This is a genomic window from Actinopolymorpha sp. B9G3, assembly GCF_040120725.1.
Taxonomy (GTDB): domain Bacteria; phylum Actinomycetota; class Actinomycetes; order Propionibacteriales; family Actinopolymorphaceae; genus Thermasporomyces.
Map to the genome: position 1 here is coordinate 248,982 of NZ_JBEEAB010000001.1, position 19,026 is coordinate 268,007.

At 67.4% G+C, this 19,026-nt stretch carries 18 protein-coding genes; 10 read left to right on the forward strand and 8 right to left on the reverse strand.

Annotated features, from left to right (window positions below; genetic code table 11):
* Positions 1–39: 39 nt before the first annotated feature.
* Positions 40–864 (reverse strand): phytanoyl-CoA dioxygenase family protein, encoded by an 825-nt coding sequence (locus ABNF93_RS01100; protein WP_349325574.1) that lies wholly within the window; start codon positions 862–864, stop codon positions 40–42.
* A 129-nt stretch (positions 865–993) separates the two neighbouring features.
* Here ABNF93_RS01100 and ABNF93_RS01105 point away from each other — a divergent pair, with 129 nt between their 5' ends.
* Positions 994–1,986: a zinc-binding dehydrogenase gene (locus tag ABNF93_RS01105; protein WP_349325575.1), complete on the forward strand. Its 993-nt coding sequence runs from the start codon at positions 994–996 to the stop codon at positions 1,984–1,986.
* Positions 1,987–2,017: 31 nt separating this feature from the next.
* On the opposite strand, the gene ABNF93_RS01110 is transcribed toward ABNF93_RS01105, so the two are convergent.
* Complete coding sequence (locus ABNF93_RS01110) at positions 2,018–3,277, reverse strand: alpha/beta fold hydrolase (protein ID WP_349325576.1); 1,260 nt, start codon at positions 3,275–3,277, stop codon at positions 2,018–2,020.
* Between the two features lie 65 nt (positions 3,278–3,342).
* A complete protein-coding gene (locus ABNF93_RS01115; protein ID WP_349325577.1) occupies positions 3,343–4,482 on the reverse strand; it encodes an NYN domain-containing protein in 1,140 nt (379 codons plus the stop codon).
* Between the two features lie 116 nt (positions 4,483–4,598).
* Between ABNF93_RS01115 and ABNF93_RS01120 the strand changes: the two genes are divergently transcribed.
* Positions 4,599–5,678, forward strand: coding sequence for a sensor histidine kinase (locus tag ABNF93_RS01120; RefSeq protein WP_349325578.1), 1,080 nt, complete (start codon positions 4,599–4,601; stop codon positions 5,676–5,678).
* Entirely contained in the window at positions 5,671–6,354 is a 684-nt protein-coding gene (locus tag ABNF93_RS01125; protein ID WP_349325579.1) for a response regulator, read from the forward strand. The genes ABNF93_RS01120 and ABNF93_RS01125 overlap by 8 nt, the downstream gene beginning before the upstream one ends.
* Before the next feature lie 46 nt (positions 6,355–6,400).
* On the opposite strand, the gene ABNF93_RS01130 is transcribed toward ABNF93_RS01125, so the two are convergent.
* Complete coding sequence (locus ABNF93_RS01130) at positions 6,401–7,117, reverse strand: VOC family protein (protein WP_349325580.1); 717 nt, start codon at positions 7,115–7,117, stop codon at positions 6,401–6,403.
* 208 nt (positions 7,118–7,325) lie between these two features.
* Here ABNF93_RS01130 and ABNF93_RS01135 point away from each other — a divergent pair, with 208 nt between their 5' ends.
* Positions 7,326–7,901 carry a dihydrofolate reductase family protein gene (locus ABNF93_RS01135; RefSeq protein ID WP_502877509.1) on the forward strand — a complete coding sequence of 192 codons (576 nt, stop codon included), beginning with the start codon at positions 7,326–7,328 and terminating at the stop codon, positions 7,899–7,901.
* A gap of 53 nt (positions 7,902–7,954) precedes the next feature.
* Here the strand turns inward: ABNF93_RS01135 and ABNF93_RS01140 are convergent, their stop codons facing one another.
* Both ABNF93_RS01140 and ABNF93_RS01145 read right to left on the reverse strand, forming a co-directional pair.
* The gene (locus tag ABNF93_RS01140; RefSeq protein ID WP_349325581.1) at positions 7,955–8,929 is read right to left on the reverse strand and encodes an aldo/keto reductase; all 975 of its coding nucleotides are present in this window, start codon (positions 8,927–8,929) and stop codon (positions 7,955–7,957) included.
* A 113-nt stretch (positions 8,930–9,042) separates the two neighbouring features.
* The gene (locus ABNF93_RS01145) at positions 9,043–10,137 is read right to left on the reverse strand and encodes a BadF/BadG/BcrA/BcrD ATPase family protein (protein ID WP_349325582.1); all 1,095 of its coding nucleotides are present in this window, start codon (positions 10,135–10,137) and stop codon (positions 9,043–9,045) included.
* Here ABNF93_RS01145 and ABNF93_RS01150 point away from each other — a divergent pair.
* Together ABNF93_RS01150 and ABNF93_RS01155 are read left to right on the forward strand one after the other, a co-directional pair.
* The gene (locus ABNF93_RS01150) at positions 10,136–10,936 is read left to right on the forward strand and encodes a DinB family protein (protein ID WP_349325583.1); all 801 of its coding nucleotides are present in this window, start codon (positions 10,136–10,138) and stop codon (positions 10,934–10,936) included. The two genes, ABNF93_RS01145 and ABNF93_RS01150, sit on opposite strands and share 2 nt — an antisense overlap.
* 2 nt (positions 10,937–10,938) lie before the next feature.
* The gene (locus tag ABNF93_RS01155) at positions 10,939–11,625 is read left to right on the forward strand and encodes an alpha/beta fold hydrolase (protein WP_349325584.1); all 687 of its coding nucleotides are present in this window, start codon (positions 10,939–10,941) and stop codon (positions 11,623–11,625) included.
* Positions 11,626–11,650: 25 nt separating this feature from the next.
* Here ABNF93_RS01155 and ABNF93_RS01160 read toward each other — a convergent pair whose 3' ends face one another.
* The gene (locus ABNF93_RS01160) at positions 11,651–12,055 is read right to left on the reverse strand and encodes a GNAT family N-acetyltransferase (protein ID WP_349325585.1); all 405 of its coding nucleotides are present in this window, start codon (positions 12,053–12,055) and stop codon (positions 11,651–11,653) included.
* A gap of 269 nt (positions 12,056–12,324) precedes the next feature.
* Here ABNF93_RS01160 and ABNF93_RS01165 point away from each other — a divergent pair, with 269 nt between their 5' ends.
* A complete protein-coding gene (locus ABNF93_RS01165; protein ID WP_349325586.1) occupies positions 12,325–13,572 on the forward strand; it encodes an MFS transporter in 1,248 nt (415 codons plus the stop codon).
* On the opposite strand, the gene ABNF93_RS01170 is transcribed toward ABNF93_RS01165, so the two are convergent.
* The gene (locus ABNF93_RS01170; RefSeq protein WP_349325587.1) at positions 13,543–15,030 is read right to left on the reverse strand and encodes an MFS transporter; all 1,488 of its coding nucleotides are present in this window, start codon (positions 15,028–15,030) and stop codon (positions 13,543–13,545) included. The two genes, ABNF93_RS01165 and ABNF93_RS01170, sit on opposite strands and share 30 nt — an antisense overlap.
* Between ABNF93_RS01170 and ppgK the strand changes: the two genes are divergently transcribed.
* The 3 genes from ppgK (at position 15,029) to ABNF93_RS01185 (ending at position 19,019) form a co-directional block, all read left to right on the forward strand.
* Positions 15,029–15,808: a polyphosphate--glucose phosphotransferase gene (ppgK, locus tag ABNF93_RS01175; RefSeq protein WP_349325588.1), complete on the forward strand. Its 780-nt coding sequence runs from the start codon at positions 15,029–15,031 to the stop codon at positions 15,806–15,808. The two genes, ABNF93_RS01170 and ppgK, sit on opposite strands and share 2 nt — an antisense overlap.
* Before the next feature lie 143 nt (positions 15,809–15,951).
* Positions 15,952–17,118: an ROK family protein gene (locus ABNF93_RS01180; RefSeq protein WP_349325589.1), complete on the forward strand. Its 1,167-nt coding sequence runs from the start codon at positions 15,952–15,954 to the stop codon at positions 17,116–17,118.
* Positions 17,119–17,141: 23 nt separating this feature from the next.
* The gene (locus tag ABNF93_RS01185; protein WP_349325590.1) at positions 17,142–19,019 is read left to right on the forward strand and encodes a glycoside hydrolase family 36 protein; all 1,878 of its coding nucleotides are present in this window, start codon (positions 17,142–17,144) and stop codon (positions 19,017–19,019) included.
* Positions 19,020–19,026 lie beyond the last annotated feature (7 nt).

Genomic DNA, 19,026 nt, shown 5'->3' on the forward strand with positions numbered 1-19,026 from the left:
GTCTCCTGTCCAAGCGCCAGTGCCGTTTCGTACCCCGGCCTAGGGATACACGATCGGGTTCCTGGCGCCATCGAGCGGAACCTTCTCGCTTCCCCAGTTCTTCGTGACGCCGTGCGGCCAGCGGGTGTCTGCGGGTGTGTAGGAGAAGATGTAGCACCAGCGTGCCCGGTCACTCGTGTTCGGCGGCGCACCGTGAACCATGTAACCGTGATGGACGGTCGCGTCCCCGGGCTGGTAGTGGAACGGCGGCGACATCTCATAGAGATCCAGTAACTTCGGATACTGCTGGAGAAGGTCCCGCTCGTCCCTCAGCACGGCACCCAGCGGGCCAGCGCGGTGGACGCCGGACAGGAACCGCATCGCACCCATCTCCGGGGTGACCTCGTCCAATGCAAGCCAGAACTGCAGCTCTCCGGCCCGATCGGAGCCGTGCTCGACCGAGTCCTGGTGGTAGGGAGTTCCGTGGGCGCCGCCCGGCGGGCGACGGACGAAGTGGTCGGCCCGGTATCGCAACGGCACCTGCACGTCTGTCAGGCGCCTTCTGTTGATCAGTTGCTCAGCGTTGCGACCCATGCGTTCGCTGAACATGAGCGCCCGAAACGGCTCGACGCCGGGATCGGTCGCGAGGGAGTTCCACGAACCCGGCGGATGGATGCCGTCTTCGTGCGCTTCGCCCACGCGCCGAAGTTCTCGTGCGTACTCAGGAGTGACCAGCCGGTCCAACTTCACCCAGCCGTTCTCCTCGTAGAACGCGACCTCCTCAGCCGTCACGTCGCGGATGATCGCTGCCATGTCGACGGCATCAACGCTCTCCGCCATCACCATCGTCCCTTCCGCCACTCGTGTCGTACTGATCGTCGACATCAGTCTCACCTGCCACAGCTCGGCCAGGCAATGGCGAGTGTGGGACAGCCTGATCTCCCCTGATCCGGGTCGAGCACGCCAGGTAGTCTCCGACGGCCACCTCCCAGGTGAGCGTCTATGTTGGGTGCCTTGACGAAAGAACGGGGGCACATGGCCGAAGCAGTCGTCTTTCCGCAGCCAGGCAAGGTCGAGTTGTGCGAGGTCGAGCTACCCGGTCTCGATCCTGGTCAGCTTCTGGTACGCACTCGCGTATCTCTGATCAGTACGGGCACCGAGGGGATCGTGTACAACGGCACCTTCGCACCCGGAACGCACTGGGACCGGTGGTTCAGCTATCCCCATCGACCCGGGTACTCGCTCGTGGGCGAGGTCATCGACGTCGGCAGCGACGTCACGGGCGACTTCGGTCCAGGTGACCGGGTTGTGGCGCTCCTCGGCCACGCGTCGCACCATGTCGCCGACGCCAGCTTGTGCACGCGGGTGCCTGACGACGTCTCAGACGAGGATGCCGCGTGGTTCGCGGTGGCCAAGGTCGGGTTCGTCGGCGCGGAAGCCTCGCACGCCCGTCTTGGCAGTTCGGCGCTGGTCGTCGGGGCCGGCCCGATCGGTCAGATGGCCGTACGTTGGCTGGCGTCTTCTGGAGCGGCCGAGGTTGTCGTGGTGCACCGCAGCGGGCGACTACGGCTCGACCTCGCCCAGGCGGGCGGGGCCACCACGGTCCTGCAACAGGACCTGGCCGACGGCCTGTCGGGAATCGCGCCGCCGGACACCATCATCGACTGCACAGCCGACCCGAACCTTCTCACTCATGCGCTGGCTGCCGTGGCCGACCATGGCCGCGTGGTCGTCGTCGGCGACGTAGGTGATCCTTCCCAGCAGCGGCTCAGCTCCGACCTGATCGTTCGTGGCCTCACGGTGGTGGGCGCACATGGCCGCCACCTCCTGGGCGAACGTGAACACGAGGTACGCCGGCTGTTCTTCGGCCTCGTGGCGTCGGGGCGCTTCGCGGGAATGGCCAACCTCGTCACACACAGGTTCACGCCCCTCGACTGTGCCGATGCGTACGCACTGCTCGACGCCGACCGTTCAGCCACCATGGGCGTGATCTTCGACTGGCGGTAGAGGAAGCTCCGCGGGTGCCACCTCGCGTAGGTCAGGCGGGTCCTTCGAAGTCGGGTGGCTGTTGCCGGCCCTGGAAGGGGCGCACTGGGAGTGGATCGTCGGCGAGGAAGGCCCGGACGGTGGCGAGGAAGGCGTTCGGCCGCTCCTGATAGGCGTTGTGTCCAGCACCACGGAGGTAGACCAGCCGGCCCTTTCGAAGCACGTCCAGATAGCCGATCGCGGACGACCACGACAGGTAGTCGCAGGATCCCTTGATCACCAGCCCTGGTACGCCGGCGCGGGCAAGGTCGGCTCGGCGGTTGCGGGTCCGAGACCGGACCGCCGACTGCGGATACAGGTTGGCGTAGGCGCCCAGGCCGTGCAGCTCAGGACCGGGCCGCCCGTCGCAACGCAACGCCGAGCGGGTCCGGTTGTAATGGGCGTCGAAGCGGGCGTCCATGTCCGCGTCACCGGTCAACGTGTGTGCGGCTTTCGGATTGACCTGGACCACGGTGTACGCCAGCAGGTCGCGCGGCCGCATCAGGTACGCGTACACCTCCAGCTTCCGGCCGAGGCTGAGCCGAGGGGTGAGGCTCGCACCTCCCGCCGCCGGGTCGAGGTCTCCGGGTGAGGAGTACACCGTCTTCACCACCCTGGACGGGTGGTCAGCGACATAGGCGGCGGCCAGGCTCGCGCCGAAGGAGTGGCCGATCAGCGTCACCTGGTCGGCGCCGATGTGGCGGCGGAACGCCTCGAGGTCGGCGAGGTGCCGGTCCATGGTGTACCCCGCCGGGTCGGCCAGCCGCGCCGACGCCCCCGAACCGATGTGGGCGTAGACGTAGACGTCGTGGCCGTCGCGGGCGAGCTGGCCGAAGTACGCCGTGTCGCCGGCGAGGTCGGGCACGCCAGGACCGCCGTGCAGGAAGATGATCGGCTCGGCGTGCTCCCGAGGTGTCGCCGGACGCCGGACGTAGGCGATCCGCGAACCCGTCGGCAGGAGGACGGATGTCTGGCTGGCCACCGGCTCGGCTGGGAGCGCCGGCTCGGCTGGAGGTACGACGACGGTGAAGGTGAAGCCGATGATCCCGGCAGTCGTGCCGATGAGCATCGCTCGGCGTCGCCCGCGGGTCCGGTCGGGCCAGCCTCGGGTCACCAGAGCGACCAGGGCGATGCTCGCACCTACGAACACCACAAGCCCCGCGGACAGGTACAACGCCTGCGTCGCGCTGACCGCCGCGACCGCGACCAACGCACCGAGGCCGCCAAGACCGGAGACGCCGAACGCCAGAATGAGGGGAAGTAACCGCTTCATGGTGCCCGATCCTCGCCCGACGGCACCCTGCCGGCCATCTGCCGAAGGACGGATCCACCCCCTGTTCATCGCCGGCCGCAGACGGCACATTGGCCGCGACCTCGCAGGTAGTAGGCGTACGTGGCGGTACCGAGCCCGACGCCCCACAGGGGCCAGAGAGCGCCGGGAGCGACAGTCCCCCAGTCCTCGCCCATCGCCCCCTCCGGGAAGTAGCCGAGTACCGCCGAGCGGACCCAGCCCACTCCCGGCCCGATGATCAGGAACGCGACCGCGGTCGCGGGAATGATGGCCGTACGCGGGCGTACGGGCTTGTTCCGCAGCCACGGTACCCAGCGCGGATACACCTCGCCCCAGCGCTGCACGAGCCCGAGGGTCAACGTGGCTCCGCCCAGGGCCAGCGCGGCCATGAACGCTCCGGCGACGAAGATCTCGGGGGTGTCCACGGCCTGCTCGGTGAGGAACCTCCGGGAGACGCCGAGCGGGATACCCGCGGCCCACGCGAGGCGGGTGGCGGCGTACACGGCCGGGACCGCGATGGCGGCGCCCACTCCCCAGCGGCCCCACCGCGCGGCCGACTGTGGGGTCGTCCAACTCGCCGGGACCTGGGTACGACCGCATGTGCTGCAGGCCCCCACAGCGCGGCGTCGGACGATGACCGCCGATGCCGCCCAGGTCGCGCCGACCGGCCATGACACCTGGCTGGAGATCGTCACCCCCGGCGGCCACCCGAACGGCTTTCCCGCCAGGAGAATCGGGATGTGCGCTGCCGCCACCAATGGTCGCCCGTCGGGGATGACGAGGGAGTACACAACCGCCTGGAGCCAGGCCGCGCCCAGGAGCAGCCGTCCGACGACTCCCATCGCGCGCAAGCGAACCATCGCCAGTGCGACGCAGACCCCGAACAGGCCGGCCGCCGCGACCCAGGGAGCGGCATTCACGCGGGTCACGTGTTCGAGGACGGACTGATGGTGGGCCAACGGATCGTTCTCGGTTCCGAACGGAAATCCATGACCTCCGCTGGTCCAGTACAACCCTGCCAGGGCGTAGCCCGCGCTCAGTGCCGCAGCGACATAGGGGACCATCCCCGCCCGGGCGCCAAGCCGGTGGTGCCGGCCGGGTGAGTGGGGCCCGCCCAGCTGTTGATCGGGCAACCCTTGTCGATCGTCGAAATGCGCGGTTCCTGAGGAAACGTCGATGCTGTTCATGGCAGCCACTGTCCGCGTCGCGGCCGAAGGCCACCATCCCCCGATCGGCAGGTTCGCAAGGCATCTGCCGATCGGCCGATGCGGTCGGCCGCCTGCCAGGCCCTAACCTGACGGGCATGCAGGTCATCCGATGGCGACCCGATCTTGCTCGGCCGCGCCCGTGGGTCGTCATCCCCGCGGTCGTGGTCGCCGTCGCCTCCCTCGCTGCCACGGCCTACGTCGTGCACACCGGCTCCGCACCCAGTCAGGTCGCTGGTCTCATCGGCAGCGTCGAGGTGGTTGCCCTGCTGCTCCTGCTCGCCTTCGTCGTCCGGTGGGCGCCGGCCCGTACGGCCTACCTGGTCGGCACGGTCATCGCGGCCGCGCAAACCCTGTGGATCGTGCGCTTCCTGCCGACGGAGGAGCTGACGCCGCTGAGCGTGATCGGTGGCTGCGCCTTGTGGTCACTTGCCTCGGTGGGTGCGGTGGTGACGGGCGGTTATCCGCGGATCGCGGCCGTACGACTGGACCGGTCGGTGACCGCTGCCCGGCAGGCCCAGCGGCTCGACCTCGCGCACGACCTCCACGACTTCGTAGCGCACGATGTCAGTGGAATTGTCGCGCAGGCGCAGGCCGCGCGGTTCGTCCAGGCCGACGACCCCGCTCGACTCCGTACGGCCCTCGAACGGATCGAGACGGCCGGCCTGCAGGCACTCTCCGCCATGGACGATCTGGTCGCGATGCTCGCCGACAGCCACGACTCCCACGACCACCGGCCGCCGTTGGCGAGGCTTTCGGACCTCCCCGACCTGGTGGAGCGCTTCCGGGTCGAACGCCCGCAGAGTCACGTGTCGCTGGCGCAGGACGAACGCAGCCAACGTCTGGTGCTACGACGACCGCAGGTGGAGATGACTGCGTACCGGATCGTGGTCGAGGCGCTGACCAACATTCGGCGGCACGCCCCGTCGACGGAGCAGGTCACCATCGAGGTGCGGGTCGATGACAAGGATGTCCTTCAGGTCCACGTCAGCAACGACGTCGGCCACGGCGCTCGGATCACCAGCGTCAGCCGTACCCACGGGGGCAGAGGGCTGCTCAACCTCCGCGAACGGGTGCGCGCCCTCGGCGGCGACCTGAACGCCGGGCCAGACGAACACGGCAGGTGGACGGTTGCCGCCTGTATGCCCATCTCGCGCGCGGGAGCGAACCGTGGTTGACAAACCGATCCGTGTCCTGCTGGCCGATGACCAACGCGACATCCGGATGGCGTTCAAACTGATCGTCGACTCCCAACCGGACATGCTCGTCGTCGGCGAGGCAGCCGACGGCCGCGCCGCGCTCGACCTCGCCCGCCATGTACGACCGGACGTCGCCCTGATGGACATCCGGATGCCGCACCTCGACGGCCTTGAGGTCACCCGTACCTTGATGGAATCTCCTGCCAGCGCAGGGATCCGGGTGATCGTGGTGACCACGTTCGATCTCGATGAGTACGTCGCGAAAGCGCTCTCGCTCGGCGCCTGCGGATTTCTGCTGAAGCGTTCCGGACCCACGCTGCTCATCGAATCCATCCGCGCGGCGATGAGCGGTGACATGCTCATCAGTCCCGAGGTCACCGTACGCCTGCTCAGCCACCTTCTCGGCGGCACAGCCCGACCAGCTGGCGACACCGCACGAGCGACGTTGAGCAGCCGCGAGATCGAGGTCGCCCGCCATATCGCCATGGGAAAGACCAACAGCGAGATCGCGTCCGACCTCTACATCACGGCGGGAACGGTGAAGACCCACATCGCCAACATCGGCGACAAGCTCGGCATCCGCAACCGGGTCGGAATCGCCGCCTGGGCCTGGGAACACGGCATCGCCCAGCCCCGCAGCGGTAACCGTTCCTGACGACGAGGTCCGTGCCGGCCCCGCATCGTGCCGCCGCGGCTCCCGGTCACGACTCGCCGTCCCCTCGAGGAGACCCCGCGTCCGATGCGGGGACCGGCGCCGCGATCATGATGAGGTTGCCGCACGTGTCATCGAGGACCGCCGTCATCATCGGCCCCATCGCCGTGGGCGGCTGCACGAACGTCACTCCCTTCGCGGTGAGGTCGGCGTGGGCCTTCTCCAGGTTCTCGACGGCGAACGACGTCGCCGGAATCCCGTCCTCCACCAGGGCCCGCTGGTAGGCCTTGGCCGCCTCGTGGGCGTTCGGTTCGAGGAGCAGCTCCACTCCATCGGGGTCGGACGGACTCACCACCGTGAGCCAGCGGTACTCGCCCGTCGGCACATCGTTCTTGGGCAGGAAGCCCAGTTTGTCGGTGTAGAACGCCAGGGCCCTGTCCTGGTCGTCCACGAAGACGCTCGTCACGTTGATCTTGAGCACGCCGGCTCCCCTGTCTCGGTTGGGCTTCCATCGCTGGCCGATGAGATCCAGCTCGTCAGTACGCAGGAAGTGCAGTTTCGTGCGACCCTCGCGCTGCACCACGAGCAGGCCGGCCTCCTCCAGCACACCCAGGTGATGGGAGACCCCTTGCCGGGTGATCGCGACGCCGTGTCGCGTGATCAGCCGCGTACACAACTCGAACAGCGCCTGACCGTCCCGGGCAGCAAGCTCGTCGAGGAGCAGGCGCCTTGTCGGATCGGCCAGCGCAGCAAAGACATCTACCATCAAGGACATGATAGGCAAGTTCCGGCTTGCGTATCAAGTCTCAGGCACCACGACGCCTCGCCTGAGGCGCGACGTCGCTCTTTTCGGCAGTAGGGCCGGCCCGGGGACCGATGAGTTTGCCGGTTATCTGAGGTCTCCCTGTGACACTCCCGTTTCTACCGAGGATCGGGAACAGTCCCACAGTCATGGAGGAGAGATGGAGACCAGGGTGAGCAATCCGATCCGGCTGTACATGTCGATGTCGCTCGACGGCTATATCGCTGGCCCGGACGACCGACCCGGCCAGGAGCTCGGACGCGACGGTGGACGCCTCTTCAACTGGCTTGACGATCGGGAGTCCGACGGCCCCAGCGGGCAGGTATTCCGCGAAGCGATGGCCACCGGCGCGGTGATCTCCGGCCGTCGTACCTTCGAACTCGCCGGGCGTTGGCAGGGCGACCATCACGACGGCGTGCCGATCTTCGTCCTCACCCACCACGTGGACGACGAGGACGTGCCGCCCGGCCACGCGCGATTCGTCACCGACGTCGAGGCCTGTGCCCGCGAGGCTCGTGCCGCCGCCGGGGACCGCGCGGTCATGGTCCATGGGGCGGGCGCGGCCCAAGCGCTTCTTCGAGCCGGGCAGATGGACGAGATGGAGATCCACCTGGTTCAGGTCCTCCTCGGGGAGGGCCGGAGGCTGTTCGACCACCTCGGAAGTGATCACATCGAACTCGATCTCGTCCGCCGGCTCGAGGATCGAGACGTCACGCACCTCCGCTACCGCGTACGCCGCACCAACTGAGACCGCATGAAGCCGATCTTCGTCCCCTACCGCCATCGCGGATGAGCTGGAAGTCAGGCCCGGTCGAGGCGCTCCATCTGGTCCGGAGTCAGCGTCAGCTCCGTCGATCCGAGCGACTCCTTCAACTGGGTGACCGAACTCGCGCTGAACAACGGGAGGATCGACGGCGAGCTTGCCCGCATCCAGGCGAGCACCACCTGGTTCGGTGTCGCGCCCAGCTCGTCCGCAACCGAGCGAAGGGTCGCGAGTCGCGCGGACGCGCCGGGATGGTCGTACATCGGGTCGATCCGTTTGTCCGCGCGGCCGGTGTACGCGCCGCCCATCAACGACCAGTACGCAACCAACGTCACGTCTTCTTCTTCTCGTACGTAGTCGAGCAGTTCGTCGCTCGCGGCCGGCATGAACGCGTCGTAGGCACCGGGGCGCGGCTGCAGATACGTGTGGCGCTGCTGGACGCAGACATAGGACGGCCACGCGTGTGAGGCGGCGATCCGCCGGGCGCGCTCGATCCGCCACGACGGTTCGTTGCTGACGCCGAGCGCACGAGCCTTGCCGGACTCCGCAACCGAGGCGAACGCGCCAACCGTCTCCTCGAGTGGGACTGTCCGATCCTCGTGATGCGAGTAGTAGAGGTCGACGTAGTCCAGGCCCATTCGTCGCAGGCTGACGTCGACCTGGGAAGTCACCACCCGGGCCGAGAGCCCCTCGATGTTGGCCGGCCACGAGTCCCCGCGCTCTGGATCGGGCCGGGCGCCGGCCTTCGTCGCGATGACGATCTGCTCGCGTCCTGCTCCGGTGGCCAGTCCGCGGCTCTTCAGCCAGCGCCCGAGCAGCTCTTCGCTCTCATGCCCTTGCCCGTCGCCGGCCCAGAACTGATAGCAGTTCGCCGTGTCGATGAACGTCCCGCCTGCCTCGAAAAACGTGTCCAGCAAGGCGAACGACGTGTCCTCGTCCACCGTTGTCCCGAACATCATCGCCCCGAGACACAACCCGCTGACCTCGATACCACCGATTGCTCGCTTGTCCATGCCGCAAGACTGTACGGCTCGAATGGCCCAACAGGACCGCCAATCCGATCCCAAAATTCCAGACCAATACGCGTGACGCTGGCGCACCACGACGCACGCGAGTCCGGGGCGCGTTACCCGATGAGCTGATCGCACGCCGCGAGTCGCCTGACCACCCGCTCGTTGGTGTCCACGCCAGCTCGCCGTAGGGCTAACAGTGCCGCGCCCGCAGCGGGCTTGAGCACCGGGTCGACAACGTTCATGCGTTTCCCTGGTGCGGCTGCCAGCTCGGTCTCGACACTTTTTGCAAATGCAGCGGACCGAGCTAGGCCTCCCTGCAGGGCTACTGAGACGGCTGTCGATTCGAAATGCCCGGCGAGCAGGCGAATACCCACGCAGGTCGCCACGGCAAGTTGGCAGCATGCGGCAGTGGCAAGTGGAGACGTCTCCGCTGCGGCTGTTATCAGCTGAGCCATTCGGCCGTAGGAGTGTTTGACATCATTGCGGTCCGCAGACTCGTGATCACGGACTATCTTGCGGAGCCCCTGCTTGTCGGATACTCCCCAGAACTGGAACACCTCACGCACCAGGTCCGCGTCTGCGTCGGTGTCCTCGTCAATCAGAATGCGTGCCATGGCGTCGAAGGACAAGTGCCGAGCACCGCCGGCATAGTGGAAGTATCGGTCGTTACGAATCTGTTCTCCCGCTTCAGTAATTCCAAAGATCATGGAGCCTGTACCGGCCACCACAATAATCCCCGAGTTGCCAGCAAAAGCTCCAGCGTGGGCCACAACTGCGTCATTGACGATGTAGCGCGGGCACGCGAGGCCAACAACGTCGACATATTCCGAAGCCCAGCCCAGGTCGCGGTCGCCATCGAAGCCAGCCATGCCGGATACCAGTCCAACGGCGTTGCCAACCTCAACGCCAGCTCGTCGTATCGCGTCGTGAATGGCGGACTGAACATGGTCCTTAGCATTGACGTTGTGCGTAGGACTGCCCCCAGCAGCCTGCGACGACCCCCTCATTTGTCCGTCGAGGTCTACGCACACAACCCGAGTGTGGCTGCCGCCAGAGTCAACACCAATCACGTACTCGTCGCCCATTACCACCTGCCGTCGTCCTGCTGCGCTCGAAAGACCGTTGTCGTAGGCATCCCTCACACTACCGCGCGCCCGGCATTGAAGCGGTAGCAGATCGTCCGGAACATGGCCTACCGTGACACCCATGACAGAGTTCCGCGACCAGGACCTCACCGGCGCACGCTTCGAACGGGTGAGCCTTCGGGACGCCACCTTCACCGAGGCGTACCTCAACAACTCCAGGATGCGCGCGGTCGACTTCACCGGAGCCCAGGTCCGCGGCGGCAGGTTCAGCGAGAGTCAGCTGCGCGGAGTCGAGTTCGTGAACGTGGAGATCTATGGAGAGCTTCAGAACGTCGTCGTGAACGGTGTCGACATCGCACCGCTCGTCGACGCCGAACTGAACCGTCGCATGCCCGACCGGGCGAAGATGCGCCCCGACGACGCCGACGGGTTCCGTACGGCGTGGGCCATCCTGGAGCGGCTGTGGGAGGGCACCGTCGCGCGGGCGAGGACATTCCCCGAATCGGCGCTCCACCGCAGTGTCGACGACGAGTGGACGTTCATCCAGACGCTGCGGCACCTGAACTTCGCGAGCGCTGCGTGGGTGGATCGGATGATCCTCGGCAACGCCTCGCCGTGGCACGCGTGGGACCTGCCGTGGGACGAGGCGCCCGGGTGGGACGGCATCCCGTGGGACCGCGAGGCACGACCCTCGCTCGACGAGGTGCTCACCGTCCGCCGCGAACGCCAGGCGATGGTCCGCCACGTCATGGAGTCACTCACCGACGAGTCGCTCGGATCCGAGGTGACGCGCACCGAGCCGGGCTGGCCCCGGCTGGAGAACTTCCCTTACGCAGAATGTCTCCGCATCGTCCTCAACGAGGAATGGGAACATCGGCTCTACGCCGAACGCGATCTGACCGCCCTGGAGAATGTGAACTGATCATGCACATCGTCCTCATTGCTGGTCTCTGGCTCGACGGATCCGTATGGAACGACGTCGTGCCCCCGCTCGAGAAACTCGGCCACCGCGCCGTGCCGCTCACGCTGCCGGGCCAGGGCGACGGATCCGCGTACGCCACGCTCGACGACCAGGTGGCAGCAGTGCTCGCCGCGGTGGACTCCTTGTCTGGAAAGGTCATGGTGGTGGGGCACTCCGCCGCCTGCACCCTGGCTTGGCTGGCCGCCGAGGCGCGACCGGACAAGGTCGCCAAGGTCGCCCTCATCGGCGGCTTCCCGTCCGCCGACGGGGAAACCTACGCCGACTTCTTCGAGTCGAAGGACGGCGCCATGCCCTTCCCCGGCTGGGAGCCATTCGACGGCCCGGACTCCGCTGACCTTGACGAGGAGTCCCGGCGCCGCATCGCCGCATCCGCGATCCCTGTCCCCGAGGGGGTGACCAAGGGCGTCGTACGCCTCGTCGACGAGCGACGATTCGACGTCCCGGTCGTACTCATCTGCCCCGAATTCACTCCCGCGGAAGCTCAGGAGTGGATCCGCGCCGGCCAGCTGCCCGAGCTGGCCAGGGTCAAGCGCCTTGAATTCGTCGACATCGACTCGGGTCACTGGCCGATGGTCAGCAAGCCGATCGAGCTCGCCCCGCTCCTTGCCGCGGCGGCCCCCGCGAAGTGACCTGGCTGCGCCGGCACTGCTCGTACTAGGTGGCCGTTGTCATGCGGTAGTCGTTGCCGTCCTCGCGCAGTCGTCGGAAGCCGAGCCGTGCGTAGAGCCGTTCGGCATTCGGGTTGTCCTTGTTCACGTCCAGCTCGACAAGTCGACCAGTTGAGCAGGCCTCGTCAAGGACCTGTTTGATGACCGCGGTGCCGACACCCTGACTCTGCCACGCCGGGTCGATCTGGATGCCGGCGATCTCGATGTGTTGCTCGGTGCGGACGAGGCGAAGCCGCCCCACAGGTCGATCATCGACGCAGACGACATAGGTGATGCTGTTCTCGATCCGTCCTCGGATCTGATCGAGAGCGTCCGGGCGATGGCCGTCGCCGAGCAGGCCGACGAGGAAGTCAACGTCCGCCAAGGACGCGGCACGAGTCGTGATCTGCATGGGGGTCGTGTCTAGCACCTGGGAAGCGCCCCTTGCCAACGCATTTCTGCTCATCAAGGTCACCAGCCCGCGTAACGCTGTGGTGATCACGAACGGACTGGAGTCCTGCGCGGCCGGGTCGACTCCCCGGCCCGTTCCTCGTGAGGTGCCGATTGTTGTCGACCGACCGGCGACCGTCATATGATCTGCGGCCACGGCTGATCCTGGCCGGTGGACTCAACTTCACATCGTCGTACAGGGACAGAGGCGGGCACGCGTAGGAGGCATGCGTGCTCAACCGTCTCGATGGCCTGTGGCGACACCCTGACTTCCTCAAGTGCTGGTCCGCACAGAGCCTGTCATTGCTCGGTATCCAGTTCGGACGGATCGCACTACCTCTCGTCGCCATCCTGACGCTGCAGGCGACTGCGGCTCAAGTCGGACTCCTGCTGGCGATCGCGGGCTCACCCTGGCTCGTGTTCGGGTTGTTCACCGGCATCGTCATCGACCGACTGCCGCGACGACCAATCCTCATCATTGCCCACGCCGGTCGAGGCATCCTGGTCGGCTCGGTGCCAGTGTGTGCCGCGCTTGGCATCCTCACCATGAACCAGCTCTACCTCGTGACGTTCCTTGCCGGAACCCTGGACGTCTGCTTCCAGGTTGCCTATCGCTCCTACCTGCCCTCGCTGGTCCCGGCCGTACACCTCCCCGACGGATACGCCAAGCTGGCCGTTACCGACGGCGCCATGCGTACGGTGGGTCCGAGCTTGGCCGGCGGACTCGTGCAGATCCTCAACGCTGCGGCCGCCCTTGGCGTCCAAGCGCTGGCCTTCGTCAGCTCCGGCCTCCTTCTGTGGCGTATCCGCCACCAGGAGCCAAGCCGCTCGGCGACCACCCGAGAAAGTGTCTGGCCCGCGCTTGTCGCAGGACTGCGATTCGCATGGCGTCAGCCACTGGTCCGCGCGTTCACGCTGTCCGACGCCACCTTCGTGTTCTCCTTCGCCATCGTCTACGCGGTCCAGATGGTCTTCTTCGCCCACGACCTCAACCTGTCCCCCGCCATGATCGGTGTCATCTTCACGGTCGGAAGCCTCGGCGGACTGCTGGGTGGCCTGGCCGCTCGAGCAGTTGGCGTGCGGCTCACGACCGGACGAACCATCCTCACAGGATCGCTGCTCCGCGCGGCCGGCATCGCCCTGGTCCCGCTCGCTGCACTTGTCGGGCCGGCTGCCCTCCCGTTGCTGGTCCTCTCCCGCCTGGTGAACGCGTTCGGCTGGACCTTGTGGGAAGTCCACCAGGAGACGACACAACAACTCCTCACCCCGAGCACCCTTCGGGGAAGGGTCAATGGCAGCGTCCTGTTCATCGTCCAAGGCGTAGACGCACTCGGCGGATTCGTCGGCGCCGGATTGGCGGCGCTTCTGGGAGTCCTCCCCACGCTCGCAGTCGGCGCAATCGGCGCGCTGGCTGGGACTGCCTGGCTCGCCACGTCGAAGCTGTGGCGCCTACGAACGCCGCCGCCCCCAGCAGGCTGATCCCGTGGCGGACGCCTCGTCGGAGCCTTTGCGCCCGACGCCGCGTGCATGCACGGTGAGGATGATGACGGCCGACACGAAGGCGAGCGCCGCGGAGACGAGGAAAGACGCCGCCAGCGAGCCGAACGCGATCACGGCCGATGCGGTAATGAGGCCGACGGACTTCGACGTACGTAACAGAGCAAAGCCTTCGGCGCGTCGGGCCGGCGGGAGCACGTCGTCGATGAACAGCGAGAACGACATCCCGAGCGGGGCGAGAAACAAGCCGACGAGGACGACCCCGGCGATCACGGAGCCGATCCACGCGTCCCAGGCGACGGCGACCATGCCGACAACGGTCAGCAGCATCATGGCGACGACGGTCCGCTGCCGCAGGCGGCGGTTGCGGACACTGACCCAGACGCCTCCGAGCACCGATCCGACACACAGTGGAACCGTGAAAAGCAACGCTGCGCTTGGCGCGAGTTCGTGGCGCAGTGCCAGCGCCACGGCGCCGACCTCGACCGAGGCCACGCAGGCGGCAGCGCTGCCAGCCGCCAGCAACCAGACCATCGTGTCCACGCGTATCAACTCCGGTGGAACGCGGGTCGACGCCGGCGGTGTGCGATGCGCGATGCGAGGGAGCGCCACCAGGGGCAGCGCGCTGGTGATCGCCATGATGGCGACTGCTGCGATCACCGACGCGCCTCCGATCGTCGAGGCGAGAATCGGTCCGCTCACGAAGACGAGTTCGTTGGCGGTCGCGGCGACGCCGAGCGCGCGCGGCAGCTTGTTCGAGGCCACCATGTCGTTCAGGAGCGCCCGCAGCAATCCGAAGATCGCCCCATTGACCAGCCCGGCGAGACTGGCGGCGACCACCAGGACAGCCACCGGCGCTCCGCCTGCGATGGCGAGAACGAGGCCGACGAATGCGAGCGTCCGGAACGCGGTGAGAACTCGGGCGTAGGCAGTCACGCAGAACCGTCGGCCCGCAGCGGCGATGGGTACCGCACCGATCACCTGCGCGACGGTCATAGCCGTCATCATCAGGGCACCCCCGTTGAGGTCACCTTGCGACAGAGTCGCCAGCCCAAAGGTGATGGGCGCCATCGACTGAGGAACCGCCGAGCCGACATTCGCCGCGATCCAACGGGTGAAACCGCGCGGTCGATCGGGGGGCGCGGTCGTGGATGCAACCTCCGCGTTGGTACGCCCCTCTATGTCTGTCACCAGAACAGGGTCCCAGAGCCCACCCTTACCGGCCCGTTGATCTCGATCGCCAGCCGTCCCGGTCGTGTCAGACGGCAGCACGCAACAGGACTCAGGCCACATTCCACCGGCGAGTTGCGCCGACGACTGGGCCCGTACCGCGGCCGCGCTGCGGCACAGTAGAAGGACGGAGGACAGATCCAAGGTTCCCACGGTCGGTGTCCGATGTTCCGGTTCGGGGCGTTTGGGGGGAGGAATGGTGACTTCCATGAGCGGCGGAGCGTTCAGGGATGGAACAGCCGTCGGCGTCGATATCGGAGGCACAGGGATCAAAGGTGCGCACGTGGATCTTGGTGCGGGCCGATTGGTCGCCGATCGCGTCCGGCTGCGCACGCCGTCTCCAGCCACTCCCGACGCGACCGCAGGTGTGGTGGTCGCGGTGCTCGACCAGGTCGGGGTCGGTGGGCCGATTGGGCTGACCCTGCCCAGCGTGATCCGGGCCGGCGTGGTGGAGACCGCGGCGAACATCGACCCAGCGTGGGTGGGAACGAACGCCGCGGAGTTGTTCGCACACGCCACTGGGCGGGCCGTTGCGGTGGTGAACGACGCTGACGCGGCGGGGATCGCGGAGATGCAGTTCGGTGCCGGCAGGGGCCAACGTGGTGTCGTCGTCGTTGTCACGCTTGGTACCGGCATCGGCAGTGCGCTCTTCTCCGACGGGACCCTGGTACCGAACAGCGAGCTGGGCCATCTGCCGCTGCATCACGGCGACGCCGAGGACTGGGCCGCCGAGTCGATCCGGGAGCGCGACAACCTTTCCTGGAAGAAGTACGCGCAGCGCCTGCAGGAGTACCTTGCCCTGCTGGAGAAGCTACTCTGGCCGCAGCTGATCATCATCGGCGGCGGGGTCAGCAAGAAGGCCGAAAAGTTTCTGCCACGCATCAAACTGCGCACCAAGGTCGTCCCCGCACAGCTACAGAACAACGCCGGCATCGTCGGCGCGGCGTTGCTCGCTCCCAGTCTCCCCACCCAGTCGCTCGACCGGTGAACCCTGCGGCGTACACCGTCGTGCGCACGGCCATGGGTTGAAGGGGCCGCAGCGCAGGCGACTTCAGTCCACGGTGCAGGTCCGAACTCAGGGACTGCAGGCCGAATTCAATTCCTCAAGAAGGAAATAGTTAGACTGCCCTCATGCCTGCTCGCCGGCCGAACCCGCTCACCAGCCCCGCGGCGGCGACCGTCTTCAGCATGGTGCTCACCCAGGGGCCAGTCTCGAGGGTCGAGATCGCCCGCCGCACCGGGCTTTCCTCGGCCGCTGTCACGAAGGTGGCCCGTCCCTTCATCGAGGCCGGCTATCTCGAGGAACTGCAGGCGAGTGAGCGTACCGGGCCCGGGGCGGGGAGACCGGCGAGCCCACTCGCGATCCGGGGGGACCGAGAGTTCTTCGCCGGCGTGAAGATCACCGAGAACGAACTGATCGGCGTGGTCACGGACCTGCGCGCGCAGGTGCAGGCGTCCGCGCACAGGCAACTGACCGCTTCCGCGCCGGAGCATGCGGTCGCCGAGCTGGCTGGACTGGTGGCCGACCTGCTCGCGACCTCACCCACGTTCGGCGACCGCTGCCACTCCCTCGGCCTCGCGGTCTCTGGGGACGTCGACCGGGGGGCAGGCCTGGTCCGCTATTCGCCGTTCCTCGGCTGGCACCAGGTCCCGCTGGCGAAGCTGGCCGCGGAGGCAACGGGCCTCGACGTGACCGTGGAGAACGACGTCAAGTCCCTCACCGTCGCAGAGCAATGGTTCGGTGAGGGCATCGGCGCCTCCTCGTTCGCCCTGGTCACGGTCGGCATCGGGATCGGCTGCGGCCTGGTCGTGGGTGACCGCCTCGTGGCGGGCTCGCACGGTGTAGCCGGGGAGATCGGGCACATCCCCGTCGGCGGCGACGAAGCGCCCTGCCATTGCGGCGGGAAGGGCTGCGTGGAGGCGATCGCCGGAACAGGCCCCATTGTCGAGGCGGTACGCAGGGCCACGGGAGATGAGTCGCTGGACGTCGACGCAGCCATCAGGATCGCGCATGCGGGCGACCGGAATGCACTGGCAGTCTTCGCGCGGGCCGGGTCGGCGATCGGGTTGGCCATGGCGGCGATGGCGAACCTCTTCGGCCCCGAGCGCATCATCGTGACCGGCGACGTCGCGGGGCTGTCGGCGTTCGACCTGTTCGAAGACCCGCTCAGAAGCGCCTTCGCCAGCCAGGCGTTCGGCGCGGCCGCGGAATGCGAGGTGATCCTGCGTCCGAGACCCTTCGAGCAGTGGGCTCGCGGTGCCGCCGCGGTAGCCATCGAGTCGATGTTCACTCTGTAGAGCCCCGACGGTAGGAAAGGTGAATGACAAGCCCACCATCCGCCACCCCATCGCGAGGAACCCCCTCGCCCGCGACGGCTTCGCCGGGTCCGAACCCAGGCACGTCCCCTGAGACGGGCTGGCAGCCGTACGACCAGCTCCCGCGCGACACCACAACGGTGTCGTCCGGGCTGCTCGCCGGCGGGACCGAACTCATGCTCGACGTGACAACGTCCACGGAGGTCACCTGGGCCGTGCGTCCACTCGGCAACGGGATCGCCGAGGTCGAGATCATGCCCGACGCGCCCGCGGCCGTACGGGTCGCGTGGCAGGTCCCGTGTGTCGACACGACCGCCTACTGGACGCCGGACAGCAACGAGCACCGCGGTCTCCCCCAGTTCTGGCGGCGCCCCAGGACCTCCGCGCTCGAGAAAGCGGCGCCCGTGGGCTGCCTCGTCGGCGCCGACGATGTGGCGGTGTGTACGTTCGCCCTGCGTGAGGTCGTCCGGCCGGTGCGCATCTGCGCGGGGGTCGTCGAGGAGACGGGGTACTTCGGGTTCTGGGCCGAGCACGACGCCGAACCCGGAACCGGCCTGCTGCTCAGACTCGACCTCAGTGGGCGACCGTTCTCGCACACGTTGGCCGATGTCGCGACGTGGTGGCTGGCGAACGCCGTACCCACGTGTTCGGCCGTGCCACGGGTGGCGCGAATGCCGGCCTACTCGACCTGGTACACCATGCAGCAGCACGTCGACGCGCCCGGTGTGGAGCGGCAAGCCCGCCTCGCGGCCGAACTCGGCTGCCAGGCGATCATCATGGACGACGGCTGGCACAGCGACAACCGGCAACGTGGCTACGGCTACGTCGGAGAATGGGAACCGTTCCCAGCCTCGTTCCCCGACATGGCGGCGCACGTGGCACGGGTGCACGACGACGGCCTCGCCTACCTGCTCTGGTACTCCCTCCCGTTCGTCGGCAAGCACGCGGCACTGTGGGACCGGGTCCAGCCGTACATCTTGGCGGACAAGGACCGCATGGACGCGGCCGTCGTGGACCCGCGCTACCCGGTCATCCGCGACCTGCTGGTCGAGAAGCTCGCCAGGGCGGTGCACGAGTGGGGCATGGACGGACTGAAGATCGACTTCATCGACCAGTTCGCCGTCGACGATCCGCCGCCAGCGGGCCCGGACGCCGACTGCGCGACGGTGAACGAGGGCGTCCACCTGCTTTTGAAGGAGCTCGGTGCCGCCCTGCCGCCGGACGCGCTGGTGGAGCTGCGGCAGCCGTACGTGAGCCCTGGTCTCTGGCCGTACGCCACGATGATCCGGGCCTCCGACTGCGCGTTGAGCCCCGCGCACAACCGGCAGCGCACGGTGGATCTGCGACTCGTCGCCGGCCCGCTCGCCGTCCACGCCGACATGATGATGTGGCACTCCGCGGAGAGCCCGGAACGTGTGGCGGCCCAGCTCATCAACGTACTGTTCGCGGTCCCGCAGATCTCCGTCGACCTCGCGACGCAGACACCGGAGCAGCGTGCGGCGCTGCGGTTCTGGCTGCAGTTCTTCACCGAACACGCCGACATCCTGCAAGGTGGACTGTTCGAACCCATGCGTCCCGACCTCGTGTATCCGCTTGTCCGCGCGGTCGGCGAGGAGACCGTCATCGTCGGCAGGTACGGGCCGATCCCGGTACCTTTCGAGCCGGGCCGCACGCTGCTCCTCGCCAATGCCGACGACTCGACCGACGTACTCCTGACAGTCGCGCGGCCCTGTACCGCCAGCGCCACCGTGCTGGACTGTCAGGGACGACCGGTCAGTGAGCGAACCATCGAGCTGGCATCTGGGGTCCACCTGATCGAGGTACCGACCGGCGGGCTGCTCACCCTTGCGGACCTCCGGAAAGAAGCTGCCCGCGACTGCTGAGGTCGTC

Excerpts from the sequence above, each read along its gene's own strand:
- ABNF93_RS01100 (WP_349325574.1), bottom strand. The coding sequence starts at position 864 with ATGTCGACGATCAGTACGACACGAGTGGCGGAAGGGACGATGGTGATG.
- ABNF93_RS01120 (WP_349325578.1), top strand. The coding sequence starts at position 4,599 with ATGCAGGTCATCCGATGGCGACCCGATCTTGCTCGGCCGCGCCCGTGG.
- ABNF93_RS01185 (WP_349325590.1), top strand. The coding sequence starts at position 17,142 with ATGACAAGCCCACCATCCGCCACCCCATCGCGAGGAACCCCCTCGCCC.
- ABNF93_RS01145 (WP_349325582.1), bottom strand. The coding sequence starts at position 10,137 with ATGGGTGTCACGGTAGGCCATGTTCCGGACGATCTGCTACCGCTTCAA.
- ABNF93_RS01160 (WP_349325585.1), bottom strand. The coding sequence starts at position 12,055 with ATGCAGATCACGACTCGTGCCGCGTCCTTGGCGGACGTTGACTTCCTC.
- ppgK (WP_349325588.1), top strand. The coding sequence starts at position 15,029 with ATGAGCGGCGGAGCGTTCAGGGATGGAACAGCCGTCGGCGTCGATATC.
- ABNF93_RS01140 (WP_349325581.1), bottom strand. The coding sequence starts at position 8,929 with ATGGACAAGCGAGCAATCGGTGGTATCGAGGTCAGCGGGTTGTGTCTC.
- ABNF93_RS01170 (WP_349325587.1), bottom strand. The coding sequence starts at position 15,030 with ATGGAAGTCACCATTCCTCCCCCCAAACGCCCCGAACCGGAACATCGG.
- ABNF93_RS01150 (WP_349325583.1), top strand. The coding sequence starts at position 10,136 with ATGACAGAGTTCCGCGACCAGGACCTCACCGGCGCACGCTTCGAACGG.
- ABNF93_RS01115 (WP_349325577.1), bottom strand. The coding sequence starts at position 4,482 with ATGAACAGCATCGACGTTTCCTCAGGAACCGCGCATTTCGACGATCGA.
- ABNF93_RS01130 (WP_349325580.1), bottom strand. The coding sequence starts at position 7,117 with ATGGTAGATGTCTTTGCTGCGCTGGCCGATCCGACAAGGCGCCTGCTC.
- ABNF93_RS01110 (WP_349325576.1), bottom strand. The coding sequence starts at position 3,277 with ATGAAGCGGTTACTTCCCCTCATTCTGGCGTTCGGCGTCTCCGGTCTT.
- ABNF93_RS01180 (WP_349325589.1), top strand. The coding sequence starts at position 15,952 with ATGCCTGCTCGCCGGCCGAACCCGCTCACCAGCCCCGCGGCGGCGACC.
- ABNF93_RS01155 (WP_349325584.1), top strand. The coding sequence starts at position 10,939 with ATGCACATCGTCCTCATTGCTGGTCTCTGGCTCGACGGATCCGTATGG.